Source organism: Streptosporangium lutulentum (genome assembly GCF_030811455.1).
Lineage (GTDB): Bacteria > Actinomycetota > Actinomycetes > Streptosporangiales > Streptosporangiaceae > Streptosporangium > Streptosporangium lutulentum.
Window position 1 is genome coordinate 175679 of the sequence record NZ_JAUSQU010000003.1, and the last position, 20766, is coordinate 196444.

Here is a 20766-nt window from a genome sequence, read left to right on the forward strand (position 1 = left end):
GTCGGTGCCCTCCGATACCGTCAACCCTCAAGAGCAGCCGCACCTCACCGCGGCCGCCACGTCACACGCGCCGATGCTGCCGTTGGTGTTGCCACAGGTAAGACAGGAGGAAAACGGCGATGAACCACTACGGTCAGCTGGCCCAGACCTACATGCGCCAGTGGAGGCCCCAGGCCTACCAGCAGATCAGCGACCTGCAGACGCACTTCACGGAGCTGGGCGAGACGATCGCGGACCGGGTGCTGGAGCTGAAGATGCAGATGGCCGGCTCCGACCCGCAGGGCGAGGGCTACCTACAGAAGGTGCAGCGCCTGGAGCGGGCCCAGATGGCGGCCGAGGAGATCGTGCTGGAGGACCTGGTCTACCAGCGGACCAAACCGGTGACGCCCAGCCCGTAGCGGCGCCACCGGCGGCCGGGAGCAAACGCGCACGCAAGCAGCAGCCCCTCCCGGTACAGCCGGATGTGTCCTGGCGGGAAGCCGAGCGGGTGGCCGCCGCCGCCCGCCGCGATGCCTTCAGTGCCCCGGCTGCTAGCGCCGAGGCGCAAACGGCCGCATTCCGGCCCGCCACCCAGGAAGATCTGGCTCCTTCCGGCCAGGTGGCTCGGGTGCGCGCCAACCTGGCCGCGGTGCGCACCGTGCGTCTGCTGCAGAGCGAAAAGCGGGCCGCCACCGCTGAAGAGCAGCAGGTCTTGGCCCGCTGGTCGGGGTGGGGCGCGGTCGCGGCGGTGTTCGACGAACGCGAGGAGCACTTTCAGCGGTTCGCCTGGGCGCGTGAAGAACTTCACGCCTTGCTGTCGGACAAGGAGTACGCCGCGGCGGCGGGTAACACCCTCAACGCGTTCTACACCAACCCGGCCATCGCCGGCCCTATCTGGCAGGCCCTGCAAGACCTGGGATTTACCGAAGGTCAAGTCATCGAGGCCGGCTGCGGGTCGGGTACCTTCATCGGCCTGGCCCCGCCCGGGGCGCGCATGGTCGGCATCGAGGTCGACCCGACCACCGCCGCCATCGCGCAAGCGCTCTACCCCCACGCGCGGATCCTGGCTGAGTCTTTCGCCGACAGCCGCCCCCCGGTCAAGAGCTTCGACGCGGGCATCGGCAACGTGCCCTTCGGCAGAGTCAACCTGACCGACCCCCGCTACAACCCCGCCCGCCAGCACCGCATCCACAACCACTTCCTGATCAAGGAACTGGATGCGATCAAGGAGGGCGGCATCCTGGCCGTCATCACCTCCGCCTTCACCCTCGACAGCCTCAACCCCGCCGCCCGGCGAGAGTTGGCCGCTTATGGCGACCTGATCGGCGCCATCCGGCTGCCCAACGGCGCTCACCAGCGCGCCGCCGGCACTAAGGCCCTGACCGACATCCTGTTCCTGCGTCGCCGTGAGAACGGCCGCGCCCCAGATGAGACCAGCTGGGAGCTGTCCAAACCCATCACGCTGGCACAGGGTCCGGTCCGGCTGAATGAGTACTTCCACGACCACCCCGAACAGGTGCTGGGCACCTTGTCGACCGGGGGGCTGTATCGAGCCGATGAATTGGCGGTCGAGCCGAACGGTGATTTAGGGCCCGCCTTGTCCCAGGCGTTGGACCGGATCGTCCAGCATGCCAAAGACACCGGTCTGACCTGGAGCTCCGCGCCGCCGCAAACCGCCCAACCGCTTCGGTCGCTGGTCGAGCAGCGCGCCCGGCCCAACGGGCACCTGGACGTCGATGGAACCGGGAAATTCACCATCGTCGAAGGCGGCGCCGTCGTCGCCTATCCCGTCCCCCCCAAGCAGCGCCACCAGCTCGCCCAGGTACTGCGCATGCGCAACGTGGCCGAGGCACTGCTCCGGGCACAAGCCGAATCGTTCGACGACACCGACGATATCTACGCGCTGCGCGCCGAGCTGAACGCCATCTACGACGCCTACGTCGACCGCTACGGCCCCTACAACCAGTTCAAACTGATCCGCACCGGCCACACCGACCCCGAAACCGGTGAAGACAAGTACCGGCGCGACTACGACCACATCCGCCGTCACATCAGCGACGACTCCATCGTCGCCGGCCTGGAGATCTTCGACGAGAAAACCCAGATCGCCACCAAACAGGAGGTCTTCACCCAGCGGGTCGTCGGCCGCAACGATCCGCCGCTGGGAGTGGAAAGCGCCGAGGACGCGCTCGCGGTCAGCTTCGACCAGCATGGCGAAGTCCGCATGGAGTATGTGGCGTGGCTGCTGGGGTGCGAGCAGGATGAGGCCCTGAAGCTGTGCGAGGGCCTGATCTACACCGATCCGGCCACCGGCAACCACGTGGCCGCCGCCACCTACCTGTCGGGCGACGTCCGTAAAAAGCTGCGTCAAGCACAGGTGGCGGCCGAGGCCGACCCGATGTTCCTGACCAACGTCAAAGCGCTGCACGAGGTCATCCCCGAGGACCGCGAACCCGAGCAGATCAGCGTCAAGCTCGGCGCCCCCTGGATCCCCGACCCCTATGTCCAGGAGTTTTTACGCGAGGCCTTCCAAGACCCCCGCCTGCGAGCCCACCGCGATCGCGAAGATCCCAACAAATGGTTCGTCACCCTGTCCAAGCTCAGCGATGCGCTGAATGAGGAATGGGGAACCGAACGCAAAAGCGCAGACGCCATCGTCGTGCACGCGCTGGAGCAGTCCACCCCGACCGTCAACGACTCCATCATGGTCGGCGAGGACATCAAGTCGATCGTCAACCACACCGAGACCGCGATCGCGCGAGACAAGGTCAACGAACTCCACACGCGATTCGCCGAGTGGCTGTGGGAGAACGACGAACGCGCCGCCACCTTGTCCACCCGCTACAACGAGTTGTTCAACGCCTACGTCCCACCCGACTACAGCCAAGTCAAGCTGACCTTCCCCGGCATGTCACCGGTGATGAGCCTGTACCCGCACCAGGTCGCGTCGGTCGCCCGGATCATCAGCGAACCCAGCGTCGGCCTGGCGCACGCCACCGGCGCCGGCAAGACCCGCACCCTGATCACCGCGGCGATCAAGATGCGCCAGCTGGGCATCGCGACCAAGCCCGCCATCATCGTGCCGGGCAACGTCATCGACGGCTTCGAGCGCGAATGCCGCCGCCTGTACCCCAACGCCAAAATCCTGCGCGGCTCCACCCGCACGATCAAAGGCAAGCGCCGAGAATTCGTGGCCCGCTGCGCGCAAGGCGACTTCGACATCGTGCTGCTCACCTATGAGGCCGCAGCCCGGATGCCGCTGTCGAATGAGCTCCTGGAGTCCTACACCGACGATCGGGTCCTGGGCGCGCTCAACCTGAGCGGTAAGTCGGTCAAAAAAAGCGAAGAGATCAAAGCCAACGCCACCGAGCAGGCCAAGGCCGACCTGGCGCGCAAACGCGACGAAGGCGTGCATTTCGACCTGACCGGCATCGACGCGTTGCTGATCGATGAGTTCGACAACTTCAAAAACCGGCGCCGGGTCTCCAAGATCGCCGGATTGGCGTACCGGAAGAACACCAAACGCGCTGCCCAGATCGAGGCGATGCTGCACTACGTCCGCGAGCGCTACAACGGCCGCACCGTGGGCGCCACCGCGACCTTCGTGCCCAACGCGATCGGCGAGATGCACACCGTCACCTCCCAGCTCGCGCCATGGCTGCTCGTCGAGCGCGGCATCGTCGACTTCGACAGCTGGGCGGCGGCCTTCACCCGGGCCGAAAGCCGGGTGGAGACCACCGTCGAAGGCAGTTCCCTGCGCATCAAGGAACGCCACCGCTACACCAACACCCATGAGCTGGGCCAGCTGTGGAGCCAGTTCATCGACTACAAGTCCAAGTCCGATCTGCCCTACATCCCCGAGCCGCCGCTGGCGCCGCGCGACAGCGACGGTGCCCGTGAAGCCGAAATCATGGTGTGCCCGCGGCTGCCCGAGCATCACGCCTACACCCAGCACCTGCTGGACCGCGCCCTGCTGATCACAGAGAAAAAGGTCAAGCCGAATCAAGACAACTGGCTTTTGCTCACCCACCACGCGCGGGAGATGGCGCTGGATCCGCGGCTGCGCGGATTGGACCCCTCCGGCCCGACCAAACTCGACATCGCCGCCGACAAGATCGCCGAAATTTACCGCCGCTACCAGGGTGCCACCTACACCGATTCCGCCACCGGTGAGCAGCTGCCCGCCAAGGGCGCGATGCAGGCGGTCTTCTGTGACCTGTCCACCCCCAAGCCGGCCTGGAACGTCTACGACGAGCTGACCGCTCAGCTGGTGCAACGCGGCATTCCCCGCGAGCGCATCTTGCGCATGCAAGACGCCAAGAACGAAGACGAAAAATCCCGCTACATGGACATGTGCAACAACGGCGAGGTCGACGTCATCATCGGCAGTACCCCGACGATGGGCGTGGGTGTCAACATCCAGCGCTGGGGGGTGGCCGAGCACCACCTGGACGCCCCGCATCGGCCGCGCGACATGATCCAGCGCTACGGCCGGCTGCCGCGCAACGGCAACGTGATGAGTGGCGTGCACCGCTACATCTACGTCACCGAAGGCACCCGCGACGCCGCCTCCTGGGACCTGCTCACCTTCAAGGCCGAGTTCATCGACCAGCTGCAGCGTGGCGCGGCCGTCGACGACATCGACGACGTCGATGAGGACGTACTGTCCATGGCCAAGATCCGTGCCATGGCCACCGGTAACCCGCTGCTGATCGAAAAAACCGAGATCAGCGCTGAGCTGAAGAAGCTCCAGCAGCAACATCGCGACCATGGCCGCCGCCAGGGGCGCCTGCGCAAGGCGGTCCAGAACCAAAGCGCCATGGCCGCCCAGTACACGGCCATGGCCGATCTGTGCGAGCAGATGATCGCCCGACGCGTCGACACCCGCGCAGAGGCCTTCGCCATGGAGTTGGGTGAGCACCGTTTCACCAAACGCGCTGATGCGTGGGCGCACCTTAAGCCGATCCTGCAACGCGCCCTGGTGCTGACCGCCCGGAGCAAGCCCGATATCAACACCGACACCCAGATCGGACACCTGGGCGGATTCCCGGTGTGGATGCAGGTCGGCTACGAGCGCGACATCGGCGCCCGGGTGCATTTGCACTTCGGCAAGGACACCCCCCTGGCCGGCGTGATGATCGGACTCGAGGACCTGGCCGACAAGGACTCCGCCGCCACCATCGTCACCCTGGAAAAGCGCATCCGCGGCCTGGAGAGCTGGCGCGATGGCCGACTGGATGACGCCGCCCGCTGCACGCAAGAGGCCGAACGTTCCCAAAGCCAGCTCGGCCAGCCCTTCCCCCACGCTCGGCGCCTGATCGAGGTCACGGCCCGAAACGAGGAGATCGACCGCCTGTTGGGCGAACTCGCCCTGGAAGACGCGAGCAATGACCTCAACCCCGGGCGGATCGCCGAGTTCCTCGGCTCGGACCTGCCGGGCAATAACTACCAGCATCACCCCGACCTCGAGCAGGTGGACTTCACCATCGGCACGGCCCCTTCCGCCACCCCCGTGCAGGTCCGTCTCAGCGAAGACCCCAACCGGCCCTTCCTGCTGGTCGTGCGAGGCCAGGCCTGTGCGGTGAACCGCAAAGAGATGCCCGATGTCTTGCGGTTCCTCTCCCACCCAGGGTTTCGCCGCGCCATGCCCAAAAAGGCGGCCAAAGCGATCGAGGAACGACTCATCGATGATCCAGGCCCGCGCCTGATTCCCGCCCCGCCGCGCCTGCTGAATCCGGCCGAGGCCACGCTGAGCGCCGCCGTGCGCACACAGCTGGAGCAGCTCGCCGCCCAGCACACCGTCACCTTGACCACGCAAGAACTCGGCTGGCTGCAGGCGCTGCCGATCGCCGCCGGCGATGACTCCACCCTGCGGGCGACCGCGCTGGCCAACCCGATCGACAGCTTCGCCCAGGTATTCGACGACTGGTTGCTCCAGCAGATCCTGGCCCACACGCGCGCTGACGCCGAGCCCGGGCCGTTGACCCTCGCCGTCTTCGACCCTCAGCAGGACTTCGGCCCCGCGCTCACCCAAGCCCTGCGCTCCAACGCCTACCAATTCATCCACACCCCCGCCGCTGGAGCCGACACCCCTTCGGCGAAGACCGCGACCGCTCCGCGCCCTTCAGCTGACCTCGCGCCACCGGTGCAGATCGTCGAGCACGTCACCGCGGAGCCGGAACCCGCTCACCTGACCGAGGCCGGGCGCCCCGGACACGACCTCACCCGGCTCCTCAACACGGTATTGGGCCCCTACACCGGCCCGGCCGAGCTCGTCGCCGGCTACAACGCCATTGTCCAGGCATGGTCGACGACCCTGGTCGCCTTCGCCCACGAGCCCTTTGCCGACCCCGATACCAAGGCCCAGGTCAGTGACCTGCTGCGCCAGATGGAAGAGCCGATCAATGCCGGGACCGCCCCCAACCGGATCAATCCCACCGAACTGACCGCCACCTACCGCAAAACCGCGGCTCAGGCGGCCGCTCTGGCTGACCTCGGATCCCCAGAGCTCTCCGATGCGGCCCTGCAACTGCAAGACTTCCTGCATCGCCATGTCGCCCGCATCGACGCCGCCCGAAACGCGATTCCCAACGCCCGAGCGCTGCTGGACAACGCCCGCGCCCTGAAGTTGAACGACCCACGGGTCGCCGTCATCTCCGACCCGCTACGCCTGTTCGTCGAGCCGTACCACGAGCGGGCGAAACTCCACGAGGCGCGCGAGGAGATCTCCCGGGCGATCGAGCGCTGGGCCGTGGTGCGCAGCTGGCAATCCCCGCCCCAAACAGGCGAACACATCACCGACGTCATGCGGATCCTCGGCGACCTGAACCAGAGCGCCGACGCCGATGAGCGCACCTTCGACACCGTCGCCGACCAGTGGCAGGCGGCCAGCGGCCACGCGATGCGCCTGGCCGACCAGCTCACCGTGGCCGATGAGCGCCGCGCGCTGAGCGGCGTGGCCAAGCTCCTCTACACCCACGCCCAACGACTGGCCGCACCCACCGTCCAGGCCCGGCGCCAGGCCGCACCGTTTGAGGAGGCCGAACCCTACCTTCAGGGCGCCGAGACCCTCCGTGCTCGCTACGGCACCTACGCCGAGACCCGGTTGTGGTTCTCCTTCGAGCGGCACGCACCCGAGAAGATGAACGATGAGAACTTCCGCACTGCCCACCACTGGTGGGAGCGACTCAACGAGGCCAACCACACCCTCCATAACCTGATCGCCGACGGCGTCGCCCTGGAGAGAATCGCCCGTCAAGCATTCCTGACCGCCGACACCGCTCAAACCCTGGTGCTGCATCTGACGCCCGCGCACTACCAGAGCACCGGCGAACGCGACCTCCTGGAAGACTTCTCCAACGCCGCCTACCGATACGCGGCCCAGCTGCAGCTGACCAGCCGCTCAGGATTGCGGGAGGTCCGCATCCGTGCCGCCCGGCAGGGGCTGCCCCCCACTTCCGAACACAACGATCTTCAGCCCACCACAGAGCTGGGCGAGCAGATCCAGCAGATCGCTCACCGCCATCACGTCGAACTCAGCCAGGCCGATCTGGACTGGCTGGAAGGCCACACGGCCATCGCCCGCGCCGATGAGCCTCTTGCGGCGGTGGCCACCAACAACGCCCTGGATGCCTTCACCCGCAGCTTTTCCCGGTGGCTCGATCAAAAGATGGTTCAGCGATCCCTCGGCAGCGACACCCTGACCGCTTGGGAGATCACCTACTACAACACCGCCTCCCCCTTCGGCAAGGAGGTGACGAGCGCGCTGTGCGCCGCCATCTACCCGGCGTTGCGCCGCGCCCCGAGCGCCAGCGCCGTCTTGAGCGGCGACCAGAGCGCGCCCGCCGCTGTCAGCGGAGCCGAGCACGCCGAATCGCCGGCTGTCTCGGCCGGCGAGCCGACGTCGCCCGCCGACCCGCCACCACCTCACCCGTGGGATGAGCACAGCGCCTTCCTATCGGCGGTTCTGGACCCCTACGCCATCGCGGCCGAACTGGTGGCCGCCCACGACCGCATCTCCCTCGCCGCCCATGGACTGCGCTGGCGCGTGAGCACCGAGGACTTCCCCGACGAAACTACCAAGCAGCAGGCCGAGCAACTGTATGCGGCGATCGAGACCGCCCTGGCGACCCCCACCTCCGACTCGGAGGATCCGGCCACCTATCTGACCCGTTACGGCACCGTCGCCACGCACGCTGAAGATCTCGCCAGACTGGTCGGCCCCAACCTGGCCAATCGCGCCCGGCACCTCAAAGACCTCGCGGTGCGCCACCGAGGCCGCCTCGGCGCCGCCGACGGCCATCACCCCTCCCCCACGCAGCTTCTCCAAGAGGCAGCGGCGCTCTCCGCACGGAGCGGAGAAGTGCGCGCCATCACCGATCCGCTGATGCTGCACGCGCCGACCTACGACGACCGCGTCGAAGCCGAAACCATCCACCGGCACCTGACAACGATCACCGCGGCGTGGGCCAACGACTACCCGATCCCAGCCACCGATACGCGGCGCGCGGCGCTCAATGCCCTGCACGAGGTGGATGCATACACCGTGCACGGTGAGCACCGCGACGGCCACACCATCGGCCTGCGCGAGCTCGGCGCGCGATGGCAGACCACCGCGCAGCAATGCGTTCAGGTGGCCGCCGCCAGCCACGATGAGCAGGAACGGGTTCAGCTGCAGCAGATCGCGCGCACGGCCTACGAACTCAGTCAACGACTGAACGTCACCGTCGTCCGCAAGGCTCCCGAGCGAACCTCCTACCGTGGGCCCGAGGAGTACCTGGCCGCATCCGCCACGTTGCGCGACGCCTACGGCGAGGTCACCCGCACCGCGACCGTGCAGCGGCTACACGCCCTCGAGGCCGGGCAACGCGAAAGCACCGACGTGGCGATCGCCTACCGGGCCACTCAGCGCCTGGAGCACGCCTACGAGCGCTTGGCCACCGACTCCGGCGCCGATCTGGCACAAACGCATGAGCACCTGATGGGACTGAGCGATACCTCCTACGCCCTGCTGATCGCCCTCCGCGAACAGGACTACCGTGATCCCGACGACCGTGACTTCCTGCTCGAACTCATCGACCTGCCGCTCAAATACGCCGTCCAGATGCGAGAAAGCGCCGGACAGCCGGACCTGGCCGAAAAGATCACCGAAGCTCTCGCCGCTCGCACCGGCGGCCCGGCCCCAGCCGAACAGGCGGGCGCCGCGGTGTACGGGTTGCGCATCGAGCACACCTCCGAAGGCACGATCGTCTTGGGCGTGCAGAGGACTGATAAGGCCATCCACAAGATCCTCGACGACGGTAATTTCAAGTTCAGCCGCAACAAGGGTTTCTGGTTCCTGCCTCGTACCTGGCGTCACAGCACCCGTACCTACCGGGTACAGGAGTTGCAACGTGCGCTGAAGCGCGATGGGCACACCTTCACCCTCGATAACCAGGAACCGACCAAGCCCGCAGTTGACGAGGCACCACCGGTGCCGTTGCCGCAGGCTGAGCCCTACACCGATCTGGGGGAAGCCCAGCGCAACTGGAGCAACGCCACGTCGGGGTACTGGGAGATGGAAGGTACCCCCGCGGGAAAACGCATGCTGCCCACGATGCGCAACTACACCGCTGAATTCCGCCCCGAGGGGCGAGAGTTGGGCCGCCTGCATGATCGCGCCCGTGGACACGGACTTACCGGCTCGGCCGAGCAGGTGACCACACGCTTTACCGCCTTGTTCCAGGCAGCGCGCCGCCTGCAAGACACCCTGACCACCCAGCGCTACAACGCGCCCTCCTTCCTCAAGCACTTAGCCCTCTACGTGCAATACACCGAGAAGCTGGCTTCGCGCCTGATCGCCACCGCCGCCGATCCAGAACGCTGGGCCACCGTCATGGCCTCCCACCTGAAAACCACCCAAACGGCCCGTGCCGCTGAGATGCCCGCCCTGAACGCGTTGGCCGACACCGCCTCAGCGGCAGCTGAACCTGCCGCGCAACCGCTGTTTTCAACCGACAGCGCTGCGCAAGAAACGACGGAGCAGGAAACAGCCCCCACCACGGCGCAGCTGGGCTTTCCCGGGAGCGCCGCAATGCGCCTCGGCGGATCGGGCACGCGTTCACCCGACCTTCAATTCGACCCACAGTCCGCGCCGGCCACGGCCCTGCCGCGAAACGAACCCGACCAAGCACGATAAGCCAACACGCACCACAGAAAAACACAAAAGGCACATATCGAATGAACGTTCTAAGGAGGTGTGATGGCAGATCAGTCCATTTATGATCGCCAACTCCGGGCAGATGCAATGCTCCGCACCTATTCTGCGGACCAAGGCCAGACACCAAGGGAGCGCGCCGCTGCAGCGATTGCTGACCTGCTGTTCTACGTCGTAACCGATCCACAGGAGGTGCTGGCCGCTGGCGTCCAGGAGTTTGCTTCTCAACTGGCTAGGGAAGATCCGCTGTCTGCGACAAGGGTGGACTGGATTCCCGGCGCTTCCGGAGGTTATGTTGCCGCCGCAAGTCGGATGATCGAATCACTCCTCGGCGAGGACGCTCAAATTCCTGGTTTGAACGTAGCCGACGCTCCTCGGGAAACTGCGCAAGCTGTGCATTCCCGTCTGATGCGTATGGGTCTAGGAAACTTCCCGATGCCTGATGCGGATAATACCAATTTCGGTCATGTGGAAGATATGAAAACGATGATGAGTGAAGCATCAAAAATTGTCGCAGAGCCGACCACGTCTGTTCTCGATACCGCTCAGGTAGCCCCCGCCGTCGCCGAGAGCTTGGGCCAGAAGGCTTCAGCGGCTTCTCTGTCTTTTCCCGTCGGCCCCGCTCAGCAACTGGCGCACTCCCAGCAGAGCGCAGCATCCGGCAGTGGCGATGAGCTGCAGCGTCCTGCTCACCCCGCCTTGGGTGGCCATTCCGCGCAGGGAGAGACCGGACGGTGACGCCGCAGATGATGAGCCGACACACTTCAGCACGAGCCCGTATGAGGCGTGCCCTCGGCGCACGAGGCCGGCTGCCGTGCTTCGCATGCTGGCGCCACCCCATCGAGCAACAACAAAGGTGGCGCGATCGCAGTCGAGGCCCTGTTCACCACAGCTCGCACCGACCACACACTCCCGGCGCGAAACGAGCCCGACCAAGCACGATAAGCCAAACCGCACCACAGAAAAACACCAAAAAGTACACATCGAATGAACGTTCTAAGGAGGTGTGATGGCAGACCTGTCCATTAATGATCGCCAGCTCCGAGCAGAAGCAATGCTCCGCACCCATTCTGCAGGTCAAGACCAGACGCCAAGAGAGCTCGTAACCGCAGCAATCGCCGACCTGCTTTTCTACGCGGAGAGCGAAATCCCACATGAAATATTGACCGCAGGTATCCAGGATTATTCCTCCCAACTGGCCAGGGACGACCCGACGCCGGTGACAGGGGCGGAAGCCTATACGATATTCGCAAGTCGAATGGTCGACGAGCTACTGTATGAGGCCAACCGAATTAATGGCACGAATGCGGAGGGGGTGCTACGAGAAACCAGACATTCAAGCCTGCTGGATACGCGCGAAGACCTCGAAGAAGGCACTGTACTTGACGTAGATGACATCGATTTCTCTCGGGTCCGAGAGTCGGTTCAGGCGTATAATGATCACATTGCCAAACAGCGAGCGGATGGAGCCGTATACACCGCCGCTTGGGAGGACTACGTCTACGGCCGGCCGTCTGCTTCACCGGCCGCTCAACGGTTTTTCGAACACTGGAATAGCCAACCCAGCTACCGGCAGGCCGCCGAGGACATGCGTCAGGCGCTGAAGGCCGCCGGGCAGTCGATCATTCCTGCTCCCGATCCTGTTCAGGTAGCCCAAGCCGTCGCCGATGGCGTCGACGGGGTGAGCTCAGCGGTTGCTCTGTCCTTTCCCGCCAGCGCCGCTCAGCGATTGGCACACTCCCAACAGAGCGCAGCGTCCGGTAGCGGCGATGAGCTGCAGCGTCCTGCCAATCCCGCCTTGGGTGGTCGTTCCGCGCAGGGAGAGACCGGACGGTGAGGCCGCAGATGATGAGCCGACATGCTTCAGTGCGAGCCCGCATGAGGCGCGCCCCCGGCGCACGAGGTTGGCGGCCGTGTACCGCGTGCTGGCAGCACCGAGAGCACCACGATCGTGGTCAATGCGCCGCCCATCCTCAACATGCCGCCTCGTCGCCTCGTGTGCGCGGCGGCTCACGCCAAGGTCGGCCCGACCTCCGACGCAACCACCGGATCATGATCGCTCACGTGCGGTGTTCATGACGAGCTCTTCTGCCATCGAGACCGAGCGCTCTGTTGTCCGATTGAACTTCTGGGCTCAGAACTTCTATCGCGCTCAGCTCGCCCGTAGCCGCTGGGGTTGTAGCTTCCTGCGTGAGCGGGGAGTGTCGCCTGCGCAGGTGAGCAGCTGGCAGATCGGCTATGCCCCCGCCGGCCGTCGCACTTTGGTGGAGCACCTGCAGCGTCGCGGTGCCCATCCGGTCGCCATCGAAGAAGCCGGTCTTGCCATCCGCGACGGCGACGGCGTCCTGATCGATCTGTTCCGAGACCGTCTCATGCTCGCTTTTCACGCGTCGACCGGTGCCGTCATCGGTTTCATCGGACGGGCCCGCGACCCCATCTCGGCCAGCTCACGCCCTGCACCGCCCAAATACCTCAACACCCCCGAGACCCGGCTATTTCACAAAGGGGAGGTGCTGTTCGGCCTTGATGAAGGACGGCACCGGCTGCGCCGCGGGGCTCACCCTGTCATCGTCGAAGGGCCCTTCGACGTGATGGCCATCAACCTGGCCAGCGCCGACCACGTCGGCGTCGCCCCGTGCGGGACCCAGCTCACCCCGGCGCATCTGGCGGCCCTGACCCACGCCGCACCCTTGGAGGACTGCGGGCTTTCGATGGCCTTCGACGGTGACCGCGCCGGCCGCGAGGCGCTATTGCGCAGCTACACGCAGGTCTTCGCCGCCGTTCCGGCTGCCACCGCTTTGGCCTTTCCCGACGACAGCGATCCCGCTGCCTTCGGGGCCCAGTATGGACCGAAAGCTCTTGCGGCGTTCTTGCGGCGTCCGGTAGCCCTGGCCGACCTGGTCCTCGACCTCACCCTGCGCATCCTCACCGCTCGCTCTCAACCGTCAAACCTGCGGCCGCCGTACCCGGAAGAACGTCTGGCCGTACTGCGCGGGGCCGTCGCGGTGATCGCCACGCTGCCATCTCATCAGGTGGCCCAGCAGGTAGCCCGCCTTAGCCAGGCCCTGAACGTCGATCACCATCTGGTCACCGAGGCGCTCATCAATACCAGCGCGCATCGATCCTGGGAGCCGTTTCCTCTCCCAAAAGCCCGCTTGCCGGCTCCGCGGCGCTCGCCTCCACCCATGCCGCAGCAGCTTTTCCCCACGCGCCGACCACCCAGCCGGCGATCTCTTCACCGCGGGAGACCACCCACACGGCGGCGGCCCCGTTTGCCGCTTGGCGCCTACCCGCAGCCCAGTACCACCTTCGTCTCCTTCCGAACACGGCACAGGAGCATTGATGACGCCATATTTCACCGACTCCCATGGGTATGTCACGTTGTATCTGGGCGACATGCGCGAGCTGTTGCCGCATCTACCGGAAACCGCCAGCGCGATGGTCACCGACCCCCCGTACGGTGTGACGTCCTTGCCGTGGGATCGCTGGCAAAACGGATGGCTGGAGGCAGTAGCCGACTCTGACATCAGCTCACTGTGGTGTTTCGGGTCCATGCGGATGTTTCTCGAGCACGCGCAGGAGTTCGCCGCAACGCGCTGGAAGATGTCTCAGGACGTGGTCTGGGAAAAGCACAACGGCTCCAGTTTCCACGCCGACCGTGTCCGGCGTGTACACGAACACGTCTTGCATTTCTACCGGGGTCCGTGGTCGAAGGTATGGAAGCAACCGCAGACCACACCGGATGCCGTCGCCAAAACGGCTCGGCGCAAAGCGCGGCCCCCGCACATGGGCGACATCGGCGGGGGTGAGTTCACCAGCTACGACGGCGGACCTCGGCTGTTGCGCTCGGTGGTGCGGATGCGCTCGATGCACGGCCGGGCCAGACACCCCACCGAGAAGCCGATAGGGCTCCTGGCGCCCCTCATCCGATATGTCGCGGCCCCAGGAGAAACGATTATCGATCCGTTTTGCGGGAGCGGATCCGCGCTGGAAGCCGCACTACTCACCGGACATCGCGCCATCGGCATTGAGTCTCACGAACCTTACGCCGAAATAGCGGCCTTACGCCTGTCTCAGAACATTTTCCTTAACGATAATTACTCAGGAGATGCTTCATGAGTGAAAATCCCGAAGAAAATCATCCGATTCCGGTCAGGCCAGAACCTGCGGGTTCGCAGAAATCCGGAGATGAGATGACCACAGCTCGGGAACTGATTGAGTCATTCGACCCCGACGCGGGATTTTTGCTAGCCGACGGTTTCGACGAGGCGCTCATTGGTGTGGTCGAGGCCTGGTTCGCGGGAAATATCCATAGTGTCGTCGCTCTCTATGACACCGCACGCTGTATCCAGATTCTCATGCGCGAGGGGATGGACGAAGAAGAGGCAAATGAATACTTCGAATTTAACGTCACTGGCGCTTACGTAGGTGAAGGAACCCCGGCCTTCGCCACGATCTATCGACAGCCAGACATCAGATCCGTGTCAGATGACTTTTAAAGAATTCAGACGTCTGGTGAACACCCGGCCGACCCGCCAGGAAATGATGACTACTCAGGAGATGTCTCATGAACGAAAATCCCGAAACAGATCGCCCCGATTCCGAGCACGAAATTGATTTCACGAACCTCACGTTTGATTTCCTCATACAAGAGGAAAGCGACACCATCCTTTATGATGAGGGTGATGGCAAATCGGTCAACAATGACCTTGGTCGAAGGATTCAGACACTACTCGGCGAGCTGGCAGATATTTCGGATCCGACAACTGCGGCTTCATCCTCTTTCCCAGGAACTCCTGTTTCACGGGGTCGCCGTAGTACTGGCCGAAAAACGGGCGGATATGGCTGAATAGGCTTCCTTGCTGGGATCATGGTCTGGCTGGAGGTCGTTGTTGGCGACGCGGATGTTCGCAGACGAGGATCTAAGGGGTCTGCGGGAGTTCCCAGAGATCGGTCGGGAGGAATTGTTCCGGTTCTTCACCTTGACGTCAGCCGATGTGGCGTTCGTTGATCCTGGTCGGGGGCGCGGGCCAGGGGATCGGCTCGGCCTGGCGGTGGCGTTGTGCACGTTGCCGTGGTTGGGGTTCGTGCCGGACAAGGTGTCTTCGGCTCCGCCGATTGCCGTATCCAGGCTGGCCGATCAACTGGGTGTCGATCCGGCTGAGTTGCGCTCTTATGGTCGACGCGCGAAGACGCGAACTGAGCATCTACGATTGGCGGCGAAGTATCTGGGCTGGCGGCAGGCGACGATGCTGGAGCTCAAGGAGTTGGATGAGTTCTTGCTCGCTCGCGCGTTGGAGCACGACTCACCGACGCTGCTGTTTCGGCTGGCGTGTGAGTATCTGATCTCGACGCGGGTGATCCGGCCTGGCCCGGTGAGTGTGGTGGAACGGGTCGCGCACGCCCGTGCGGAGGCGCAGCGGGAGACCTTCGACCGGTTGGCTCACGAGTTCAGCGCGCCGCGACGCGCTGAACTGGACGCGCTGCTGGACAACGACCCTGCGATCGGGATGACCCGTCTGCGGTGGCTGTCCACCGGCCCGGTTGAGGCGTCGGCGGCGGCGGTGAAGGCCGAGGTTGCCAAGCTGGAGTTCCTGCGCTCTTTGGGTGCGCACGAGCTCGATTTGTCGGTGTTGCCGGCCGAGCGGCGCCGGTTTCTGGCCACGGTCGGCCGCCGGTTGACCGCGCAGGCGTTGCAGCGGCGTGATGCGCAGCGCCGCTACCCGATCTTGCTGACGTTGCTGGCGCAGTCGGCGAGTGATGTGCTGGATGAGGTCGTGCAGTTGTTCGACCAGGCCGTCTCGGCGCGGGAGAGCAAGGCCGGCCGCCGGATGCGTGATGCGCTGGCCGAGCGGGGCCGGGCGGGTGAGGGGCGGCAAGCTCTCTTGGACGATCTGCTGGCGATCATCACCGATCCTGCCGTTCCTGATGAGCAGCTCGGCGGACTGATCCGGGGTGAGCGGATCGGGTGGCCGCGCTTGCGTTCAGCGCTGGCGCAGGCCTCGCCGAGGCTGCCGCGCGATCACGGGCATCTGGCCGCGCTCGATGGCTCGTATGGGTATCTGCGGCAGTTCACCCCGCCGGTGATCGCTGCGGTGCACTTCGCCGGCGGCACCGCGGCCTCCGAGCTGCTGCAGGCGGTGGAGATCTTGCGTGAGCTCAACGTCAGCGGCGCGCGCCGTGTCCCGGCCGGGGCGCCGCAGGGGTTCGTGCCTGCCCGGTGGCGTGGCTATCTGGAGGCGGCGGCCACGTCCGGAAGCGTCAGCGACTACCGGCATTACTGGGAGCTGTGCACGCTGCTGGCGTTGCGGGACGCGCTGCGCAGCGGGGATGTGTTCGTGCCCGGCTCGCGTCGTTACGGCGACCCGGCGGCTTACCTGCTGACGCCGGACGCGTGGAGGTTGCAGCGGGCGGGGTTTTGCCGGTTGGTCGGCAAACCTGTGCAGGCCGCTCGAGCCCTGGCCGCGGCCGAGCAGGAGCTGGAGGAGGCGCTCGGCGAGCTGGAGGAGGTCTTGGCCGCTGGGGACGGCCCGGTACGCCTGGATGAGGCGGGAGATCTGGTGATCTCGCCGTTGACCGCGGAGGACGTGCCGGCGGAGGCGATCGCGCTCAAGGCCGAGCTGACCGAGATGCTGCCGTTCGCGCCGATCGTGTCGCTGCTGATCGAGGTGGACCAACGCACCGGGTATTTGGACTGCTTCACTCACGCCGGCGGCAAGCAAGGCCGCAGCGCGGAGTTGAAGCGCAATCTGATCGCGGTGTTGATCAGCCATGCCACCAACCTCGGGCTGACCCGGATGGCCGAGGTGTGCGGGATCTCCTACGACGTGCTGGCCTGGACGAGTGAGTGGTATGTGCGGGAGGAGACGCTGCGCGCGGCGAACCTGGCGATCATCGGCTATCACCAGCGGCTCCCGCTCACTCCGATCTTCGGTGCTGGCACGTTGTCCTCCAGCGACGGCCAGCGCTTCCCCACCCGCGGTAAGTCGGTCACCGCTAGAGCGTTGAGCAGGTATTTCGCGCACGAGGGCCTGTCGACCTACACGCATGTGAGCGACCAGCACACCACCTATGGCACGAAGATCATCGTTGCGACGAAACGCGAGGCTCACTACGTCCTGGATGAGATCTTGGGTAACGCGAGCGATATCCCGGTCACCGAGCACGCCACCGACACCCACGGGGTGACCTTGGTCAACTTCGCCCTGTTCGATCTGCTGGGGCTGCAGCTGTCGCCGCGTATCCGGGATCTGGGCACGATCACCCTGTATCGGACGCGGCCGCGGGCGCAGGTCGCGGCCGACTACCCGCACGCCGGGCCGTTGCTGACCCGGCGGCTGAACACCGAGGTGATCGCCGAGCACTACGACGATCTCCTGCGGTTGGCCGGGTCGCTGAAGTTCGGCCACGCCACCGCGTCGCTGCTGGTCGGCAAGCTGTCGGCCTCCAGCCGGCAGAACGCGCTGGCTGCGGCTCTGAAGGAGTACGGCGCGCTGCGTCGCTCGATCTACGCCGCCCGCTACTTGGCCGACCCCGCCTATCGGCGGAAGATCTCCCGTCAGCTGAACAAGGGTGAGTCGCTGCACGCGCTCAAACGGGGCCTGCTGTATGCCCATGAGGGCGCGGTGCGGGGCCGCCATCTGGAGCAGCAGACCGAACAAGCCTGGTGCCTGACGTTGGTCACCAACGCGGTCATCGCGTGGACGACCGAGTACTACGGCCTGGCTGTTGAGTCGATGCGTGCCTCGGGGCGGCGCATCGACGAGGAGGCCTTGGCCCACATTTCCCCGGCGCACAGCGAGAACATCAACTTTTTCGGTTCCATCGCCGTCGACATCGAGGGCGAGTTGGCCCAGCTCGGCCCGACCGGTTATCGGCCCTTACGCGTGCGCGACACGCTCTTTTGAGGCGGCAAGCCCACTCCTTGTGGGTAAGCCGGGGCTGAGCGCCCGCCTGCGGGCGAGGTCGGACTAGCCCCAGGGGCAGACAGATGGGATGGATCACCGGTCCCCCCGCACTACAACCGGGCAAGATCGTCTGGGCGGACCTTCCCCATCCCGGAGCCTGCCCGCCGGCGAGGGTATGCCTTTGACCTTCGCCTGTCGCCTCTGGCCAGAGAGGGGTTCAACCAAGTGAGCCCGAAAGTCGCAATACATGATCGTTAAGTGGGGTCCAGGCAGAGTCGGTGAAAGTGCCGTTCGTGGCGTCGGGATACACCCTCTCAAGGGCGACTACTATATGTAATGAATAACTACTTTTAGTAGTCAACCAGGGGGGATTTCCCGTGCGTCTCATTACCCGCTCGACGCTCGCCGTCGCCGGCCTCGCTGCCTGCACGCTTGCTCTGCTCACCACCGGAACGGCCCACGCAGCACTCTCCGCCCCTACCGGTGAAGGCTGCTGGGTGTCGTGGCCCCAGGGAAGCTTTGGCCGTTACGAAGCTCGCACCCAGCTTCTGGACGGGCAGACCGGACGTAACCAGGCCGACCGGGTCACCTGCAGCAACGGTCACTACGTGAACGTGCAGAAGAACTACTACCCGGGCAACCCGCCGTGGTGACCTCCGGGGTTGAGGAACAGTGGAACAGCCGTTGGCTGTGAGAAAGATCTTGTTCCTCGCCGCCCACCGGCCGGAACCTGCCCATCCCAACGGGATGGGCAGGTTCCGGCCGGATTGAGCGCCGGTCGTCGTCTAGGGGACGTCGACGTCGACTTTCAGGGTGTTCATCTGGACGACGGAACTGCTGGAGTGTTGGTTGCCCTGGTTGCGCCAGTAGCCGCCTTCCTTACGTACGACGGCGGTCAGTTGGTAGTGCCCGCTGTCCACATTGAAGGTGTGCGTGGCCGTGCCGCTGTTGCCGTTCAGGCTCTCGCTGATGTCGCCGTGGGCGGTCCCGCCGTTCTTGTCCAGGGTGAAATGGCCGCTTAGGGAGCAGCCGTATATGCAGGTTCCGTCGGAGTACCAGGCCGCTCCCCAGTAGTAGTAGAAGTCAGCGCGGAAGGTGACCTGGATCGCCTTGCCGCCGTCGCTGCGTTGCACCACGTCCGCGCACAGCCCTGCGTTGCCTTTCGACCACTGGTCGTAGGAGAAGTAGGCTCGCCTGCCGCTGCCCGGATCGCAGATGCTGGCCAGCACGCCCTGGTGCGCCACCGGGCGGGTGGATGCCGTGGCCGATGCGGGGGCGGCCGCGGCGGTGACGAACGCCAGGGCCGTCAGGCCCGTTGCGATCCCTCGGCTTCGGCTCCGCTTGGGGCGCATGTTCCTTGCGGATCGGGAGCGGCGCGGTGAATCTCCCCGACAAAGGCAATTACTTATAGCATTCATCTAATGACCTTAAGTCACTTGATCAAGATGGGTCCGCCCAAACCGTGTTGATCTCTGCGTGGCGCGAACGATCGTTTGCAACACTTAACGATCTTGTACTGCAGCTTTCCGGCTTACTTCGGCCGGACCTCAGAGAAGACCGGTATATGGGCCGGTATGAAATGGGGGCATTCGTCGGGAACGGCTCGCGAACTCGCTCTCATGAGGGAGTTCATTGCTGGGCAAGTCGCCGACGGGCTGCTCGGTGGTCGGCGCGGCCGCGCGTGGATGGTCGCCTCTGCCCCCCGGGGGCGCGCCTGCAACGGCTCGACGGGGTCGGCTTGGCGGCGGAGCGGCTGGTGGTTTACAGGGGCTGGGTGAAGGTGAGGCTGGTGGTGCCGGAGGCCTGCGACAGCCCGGTGGTCAGGCAGGCGAGCAGGGCCAGGGGGTCGCGCAGGTTGGCGATCAGGATCTGATCGCCGGTGAAGCGGCCGGAGGTGACGGTTGCGGACAGGCCGGCGGTGCCGCCGACGCTGCCCAGGGCCATGAGCAGTCCGGTCACGTCGGCGTGTGTCTGGGTCGCGTCTGACCAGGTGATGTCCAGGGTGCCGGTGATGTTCTGTGCCGAGGTGCAGGTCAGGTTCCCGGTCAGAAAGTAGCTGAAGGTGCCGGTGGTGGCTCCGCCGCCGGGCAGGACGCAGGTGGTGATCGTGCCTGTCCCGGTCGAGGTCGAGGCGGGGCCCGGATTCGGGGGGATCGGCTGGGTGGCGGGCGGGGCGAAGTGCAGGGTGATGCTCGCGATGCAGGTGCCGTCCAGGACGGCCGCTCGGGCGGGCATCGCGCCGCCGGCCAGCGAGGCGGCTGCGGCCAGCAGGGCGGTCAGCACGGCGAGGAGGCGTTTCATCGGAGGGCTCCCGGCGGTGTGGGGGGTGACTGGCGGAGGCTGGTCAGGCGCCAGTACAGCAGTCGTTTCTCCCGCTGGCCAGAGAAAGGTCACGATGGAGCGACCGTAACCCTGTGTTTAAGACTTGTCACAATATGCTGCGTATGCGGGTTTTTGCCCACCATCTGACCGAACCCTGCTCGGCGGCATCTTCCGCGCCGCCGGTGCGTCGTCGGCTCCGACCAGCCACGATGCATTACCCGGTGGCGATCTGGTGCCGCTGGGCGGGTGCCCGGCGGCACCGGAGGGGCGTAAGCGGGGCGTGGTGGAGGGATTGCCGAACCGGCGCGGGCGTGATCAGCTCAGGGCTCCTTCACTCGTTGAGATCGGATGAACACATGGAGC

11 protein-coding genes (1 of these 11 running past the window's edge) are annotated in these 20766 nt (G+C 65.3%); 9 read left to right on the forward strand and 2 right to left on the reverse strand.

Annotated features, from left to right (window positions below; genetic code table 11):
* The 9 genes from J2853_RS47565 to J2853_RS47605 all read left to right on the forward strand — a co-directional run.
* A protein-coding gene (locus J2853_RS47565; protein ID WP_307569538.1) for a helicase-like domain-containing protein crosses the window boundary here: on the forward strand, positions 1–10156 show its 3' end. 20618 nt of this gene lie to the left of the window's left edge; 10156 of the gene's 30774 nt are visible here — the last part of the coding sequence; its start codon lies off the left edge, out of view; it ends in the stop codon at positions 10154–10156.
* Positions 10157–10219: 63 nt separating this feature from the next.
* Positions 10220–10912 carry a hypothetical protein gene (locus J2853_RS47570; RefSeq protein WP_307569540.1) on the forward strand — a complete coding sequence of 231 codons (693 nt, stop codon included), beginning with the start codon at positions 10220–10222 and terminating at the stop codon, positions 10910–10912.
* 271 nt (positions 10913–11183) lie between these two features.
* Positions 11184–12011, forward strand: coding sequence for a hypothetical protein (locus tag J2853_RS47575; protein ID WP_307569542.1), 828 nt, complete (start codon positions 11184–11186; stop codon positions 12009–12011).
* A gap of 238 nt (positions 12012–12249) precedes the next feature.
* Positions 12250–13698 (forward strand): toprim domain-containing protein, encoded by a 1449-nt coding sequence (locus J2853_RS47580; RefSeq protein WP_307569544.1) that lies wholly within the window; start codon positions 12250–12252, stop codon positions 13696–13698.
* Positions 13613–14293 carry a DNA-methyltransferase gene (locus J2853_RS47585; protein ID WP_307569546.1) on the forward strand — a complete coding sequence of 227 codons (681 nt, stop codon included), beginning with the start codon at positions 13613–13615 and terminating at the stop codon, positions 14291–14293. Before J2853_RS47580 ends, J2853_RS47585 begins: the two co-directional genes overlap by 86 nt.
* Entirely contained in the window at positions 14290–14673 is a 384-nt protein-coding gene (locus J2853_RS47590) for a hypothetical protein (RefSeq protein ID WP_307569548.1), read from the forward strand. The genes J2853_RS47585 and J2853_RS47590 overlap by 4 nt, the downstream gene beginning before the upstream one ends.
* 68 nt (positions 14674–14741) lie before the next feature.
* On the forward strand, positions 14742–15023 hold the full coding sequence (locus tag J2853_RS47595) for a hypothetical protein (RefSeq protein ID WP_307569550.1): 282 nt from the start codon (positions 14742–14744) through the stop codon (positions 15021–15023).
* A gap of 55 nt (positions 15024–15078) precedes the next feature.
* Positions 15079–18081, forward strand: a complete 3003-nt coding sequence (locus J2853_RS47600) for a Tn3 family transposase (RefSeq protein WP_307569552.1) — start codon at positions 15079–15081, stop codon at positions 18079–18081.
* A 497-nt stretch (positions 18082–18578) separates the two neighbouring features.
* Positions 18579–18734 carry a hypothetical protein gene (locus tag J2853_RS47605; RefSeq protein ID WP_307569554.1) on the forward strand — a complete coding sequence of 52 codons (156 nt, stop codon included), beginning with the start codon at positions 18579–18581 and terminating at the stop codon, positions 18732–18734.
* Positions 18735–18866: 132 nt separating this feature from the next.
* On the opposite strand, the gene J2853_RS47610 is transcribed toward J2853_RS47605, so the two are convergent.
* Entirely contained in the window at positions 18867–19433 is a 567-nt protein-coding gene (locus J2853_RS47610) for a hypothetical protein (RefSeq protein WP_307569555.1), read from the reverse strand.
* Positions 19434–19842: 409 nt separating this feature from the next.
* Positions 19843–20382 (reverse strand): hypothetical protein, encoded by a 540-nt coding sequence (locus tag J2853_RS47615; protein ID WP_307569557.1) that lies wholly within the window; start codon positions 20380–20382, stop codon positions 19843–19845.
* Between the last annotated feature and the right edge of the window lie 384 nt (positions 20383–20766).

Coding starts and splice junctions, on each gene's coding strand:
- J2853_RS47610 (WP_307569555.1), bottom strand. CDS start 19,433: ATGCGCCCCAAGCGGAGCCGAAGCCGAGGGATCGCAACGGGCCTGACG.
- J2853_RS47570 (WP_307569540.1), top strand. CDS start 10,220: ATGGCAGATCAGTCCATTTATGATCGCCAACTCCGGGCAGATGCAATG.
- J2853_RS47595 (WP_307569550.1), top strand. CDS start 14,742: ATGAACGAAAATCCCGAAACAGATCGCCCCGATTCCGAGCACGAAATT.
- J2853_RS47585 (WP_307569546.1), top strand. CDS start 13,613: ATGGTCACCGACCCCCCGTACGGTGTGACGTCCTTGCCGTGGGATCGC.
- J2853_RS47615 (WP_307569557.1), bottom strand. CDS start 20,382: ATGAAACGCCTCCTCGCCGTGCTGACCGCCCTGCTGGCCGCAGCCGCC.
- J2853_RS47590 (WP_307569548.1), top strand. CDS start 14,290: ATGAGTGAAAATCCCGAAGAAAATCATCCGATTCCGGTCAGGCCAGAA.
- J2853_RS47580 (WP_307569544.1), top strand. CDS start 12,250: ATGACGAGCTCTTCTGCCATCGAGACCGAGCGCTCTGTTGTCCGATTG.
- J2853_RS47600 (WP_307569552.1), top strand. CDS start 15,079: ATGTTCGCAGACGAGGATCTAAGGGGTCTGCGGGAGTTCCCAGAGATC.
- J2853_RS47575 (WP_307569542.1), top strand. CDS start 11,184: ATGGCAGACCTGTCCATTAATGATCGCCAGCTCCGAGCAGAAGCAATG.